Source organism: Mesorhizobium sp. M7A.F.Ca.ET.027.03.2.1 (assembly GCF_003999175.1).
Lineage (GTDB): Bacteria > Pseudomonadota > Alphaproteobacteria > Rhizobiales > Rhizobiaceae > Mesorhizobium.
Window position 1 is genome coordinate 1 of record NZ_RZOM01000563.1, and the last position, 3987, is coordinate 3987.

Sequence of the window (3987 nt, forward strand, 5' to 3'; positions counted from 1 at the left end):
CTCGGGGACCGGGATCTTTTGTCGCTTAACCCGAGCGAAATGCGAAATGTCCGCGGCGGCGAGGTTGGGTTCATCTTCCAGGACCCGATGACATCGCTCAACCCGGTCTTCACGGTAGGCTACCAGTTGATGGAGCCGTTGCGCAAGCATTTCGGTCTCAGCCGTAGCGAGGCGCGCAAGCGTGCGATCGAGCTTCTCTCGCGGGTCGGCATTCCCTCGCCGCAGGACAGGATAGACGACTATCCGCACCAGTTCTCCGGTGGGATGCGCCAGCGGGTGATGATCGCCATTGCGTTAGCCTGTGACCCAAAGGTGCTTATCGCCGATGAGCCGACGACCGCCCTCGACGTGACGATTCAGGCCCAGATCCTGGACCTCATGCAGAAGCTGCGCCAGGAAATCGGCATGAGCATCATCTGGATCACACATGATCTCGGTGTGGTAGCCGGGATCGCCGATCGGGTGATGGTCATGTATGGCGGACTTGTTGTCGAATGCGCCGCTGTCAACGATCTCTACGCAAATCCCAGTCATCCGTATACGCGCGCGCTTCTGGAAACCTTGCCGCGGGCCAATATGTCGGGGCAGGAGCGACTGAAGAGCGTTGGCGGCCAGCCGCCCCATCTCACCGTCTTTCCGACTAGCTGTCCCTTTGCGCCCAGATGTCCGCATGCTTTCGACCGGTGTCTCAGCGAAAGGCCGCCGCTGATGCCTGTTAGCCAAGGTCACGATGCGGCGTGCTGGTGGGACGTAACCAGGGGGAGGCCGCGCGATGATTTCTGAGCCCAGCATCCTCGCCAGAGATGGACAGGCCGGCGACGACGACGTCCTTCTCCGTATCAGTAACCTGACCTTGCATTTCCCGACCTATCGGGGTGTCTTCGGGCGGCAGGCAGGCAGCATCAGAGCGGTGGACGGCGTGAATTTGGAAGTCAGGCGAGGCCGAACGCTGGGCCTGGTTGGCGAGAGCGGCTGCGGCAAGACGACGACGGGGCGCGTTATCCTGCGCCTTTACGACCCCACCGGCGGCCGCATCGAATTTGATGGCGAAGACATCACGCACATCGGGGGCAACAAGCTGCGCCGCATGCGCGCGCGCATGCAGATGATCTTCCAGGATCCGCAGGCCTGCCTCAATCCGCGCATGACCGTCGGCTCGATCATCGCTGAACCGCTCAATGAGCACGCTGTGCTAAAAGGCACGGAAAAGGAGAGGCGAATCCGCGAGTTGCTCGATTCAGTGGGCCTCAACCCGAAATTCGCCAACCGCTACCCGCATGAATTCTCCGGCGGCCAGCGCCAACGCATTGGCATCGCCCGGGCGCTCGCACTCAATCCGGACTTCATTGTCTGCGACGAGCCGATCTCCGCCTTGGATGTCTCCATCCAAGCTCAGGTGGTCAATCTCCTCAAAGACATCCAGGAGCAGTTCTCGCTGACATACCTCTTTATCAGTCACGACCTTTCAATGGTTCGTCACCTCTGTGACGATGTCGCGGTGATGTATCTGGGCAAGGTGATGGAACTCGCACCGCGCGACCTCATCTACAAAGACCCAATGCATCCCTACACGAAAGCATTGCTCTCTGCGGTCCCGGTGCCGGATCCAAGGGTAGAGCGAGCTCGGCAGCGCATCGTCCTCAAGGGCGATGTACCGAGCCCGGCCAATCCGCCTTCGGGGTGTCGATTTCGCACCCGCTGCCCGGTCGCGTTCGCCAGGTGCGCGGTAGAGCAACCGGCTTGGCGAAAGCTGGCCGGAGAGCGCTGGGTCGCTTGCCACAGGGCCGAGTGAAGCAGTGGAAGCGAGGTCCCTCGCAGAAAGGTTTCACTAACGCGTCCGTGACTCACCAAGAGGACGGATTAGGCGTGGGGCAAAAGGCCGGAATAAGCCAGGCCGAGGTTAAAAAAAGAGGAGAACAACAGAATGTTAAGATTAAAATCACTTCTAGCAGGGGGGATGGTAGCGACCCTAGCCGCATCGTCTGCATTTGCCGGACGCGGCACAGACGGCGCCGTCAAGATCCTGAATTGGCAGGCGCCGTCGATGATGAACTCTTACCTCGCGCAAGGCGACAAGGAGACCATTCCTGCCTCGCTAGTGCTTGAGCCGCTAGCCGGTTATGACGAGAATGGTGAGCTTTTCCCGCGGCTTGCCGCGGAGATCCCGACCGTCGAAAACGGCGGCGTCGCCAAGGACCTCAAGTCGATCACGTGGAAGCTGAGGCCAGGCCTCAAATGGTCCGACGGTTCGCCGGTCACCTCGAAGGACGTGGTTTTCACCGCCAACTACTGTATGGACCCAAAGGTTGGCTGCTCAACAGCTAGATTCCAGGGTGTCGACAAGGTCGAGGCGCTGGATGATCTGACCGTGAAAGTGACGTTCAAGGAGCCGACGGGAGTCCCCTATACCCTCTTTGTCGGCAAGGCGTCTCCGATTATCCAGGCCAACCAGTTCGCCGACTGCCTCGGCGCAAAGGCCCAGACCTGCACCGAAGCCAATTTCTATCCGGTCGGCACCGGGCCGTTTGTCGTCACCAGTTTCAAGCCGAATGACGCGATCCAGCTAAAGGCCAACCCGAACTACCGCGATCCGAACAAGCCCGCTTTCGCCGAGGTCGACATCAAGGGCGGCGGCGATGCGCTCGGGGCGGCCCGTGCCGTGCTGCAGACGGGCGAATATGACTACGCCATGAACTTGCAGCTCGCTCCGGACGTGCTAAGCGAGATGGAGAAAGGGGACAAGGGCAAGGTGGCGGTGGCCTTCGGGGCGCAAGTCGAATTCCTCTTCATGAACCTAACCGATCCCTCGCCCAGCCTCCCGCCGGAGGAGCGTTCGACAGCCAAACATCCACACCCGATTCTCAGCGACGTTCGCGTGCGCAAGGCTCTGTCGATGGCGCTAGACCGCGCGAGGTTGAGCGAGATCGGCTACGGCTCCATGGGCAAGCCCACCTGCGACTTCGTTCCGGCGCCGCCGACCTTCGCCGCCGGCAGTACGGGCTGCCTGGAGCAGGACATCCCGGACGCCAAGAGGCTTCTTGACGAGGCGGGCTGGAAGCAGGGGCCCGATGGCATCCGGGAGAAGGACGGCGAAAAGCTGAACCTCACTTTCGTGACCACGACCAACGCCGTGCGCAACCAGTTCCAGGCGATCATCAAGCAGTGGTGGCACGAGATAGGCGTTGAGGTAGAACTCAAGAGCGTCGACGCTTCGGTCTTCTTCGGCAGCGATCCGAGCAATCCGGAAACGTACACGAACTTCTACGCCGACGCCCAGATGTGGGCCGACTACTTTGACGGTACCGATCCCGGCGCATATGTCGAAGCCTACACCTGTAGCCGGGTTCCGCAGCCGGGCTCTCCAGGCACGAACACCCCGCGCTACTGCGACACGAACTACGACGCGCTCGTGACAGAACTCGGCAAGACCGCTGATATCCAGAAGCGCGGCGAGATAGTCAAAAAACTCGATACCATTCTAACGGACAGTTACGCGATCATGCCACTGGTCTGGCGCGGCGTCGTCTCGGCGATTTCCAATACGCTGGGCGGCACTATCCCGAACGCTTGGGATTCCGAGTTGGGGAACGCTCAGGACTGGTATCGCAAAAAGTGAGAGCCTGCGTGTTCTTGTAAGGGTGCTCGGCTTCCATGTCCACACCGGCCGCGGGCACTATTTCCGCGGCCGGCAGCAATAGGTACGGCGCATGCTCAACTATGCCATCCGACGACTGCTTATCGCGATCCCGACCCTGTTATTAATAAGCCTCGTGATCTTCTCGCTGCTCAAAATGGCGCCTGGCGATCCGTTATCGCAGTTGCCCCCTTCCCTTCCGCCTGAAGTGCGCGCAAAGATGCGCGCCGCTCTTGGCATCGACGGGCCGCTGTTCGTCCAGTATCTTCTTTGGCTGAAGCAGTTCTTCGTAATCGAGCCGTTGCATGGCTTCGACGTTCTTTTCGGAACGCACTTTGCGGACGGTGTACAGC

General features: G+C 60.4%; 3 protein-coding genes and 1 pseudogene. All 4 read left to right on the forward strand.

Annotation, left to right across the window (positions count from 1 at the left end):
• A partial coding sequence (locus EN750_RS22220; protein WP_145967835.1) for an ABC transporter ATP-binding protein occupies positions 1 to 783 on the forward strand: 783 nt, incomplete at its 5' end.
• Entirely contained in the window at positions 773 to 1792 is a 1020-nt protein-coding gene (locus tag EN750_RS22225) for an ABC transporter ATP-binding protein (protein ID WP_127397651.1), read from the forward strand. The genes EN750_RS22220 and EN750_RS22225, both read left to right, overlap by 11 nt.
• 132 nt (positions 1793 to 1924) lie before the next feature.
• A complete protein-coding gene (locus EN750_RS22230; RefSeq protein ID WP_127397652.1) occupies positions 1925 to 3616 on the forward strand; it encodes a peptide ABC transporter substrate-binding protein in 1692 nt (563 codons plus the stop codon).
• Positions 3617 to 3707: 91 nt separating this feature from the next.
• Positions 3708 to 3987: pseudogene (locus EN750_RS22235) on the forward strand (ABC transporter permease); the annotation flags it as partial.

Bases quoted from the DNA above. Each gene is read 5' to 3' on its own strand.
- EN750_RS22225 (WP_127397651.1), top strand. From the start codon at position 773: ATGATTTCTGAGCCCAGCATCCTCGCCAGAGATGGACAGGCCGGCGAC.
- EN750_RS22230 (WP_127397652.1), top strand. From the start codon at position 1,925: ATGTTAAGATTAAAATCACTTCTAGCAGGGGGGATGGTAGCGACCCTA.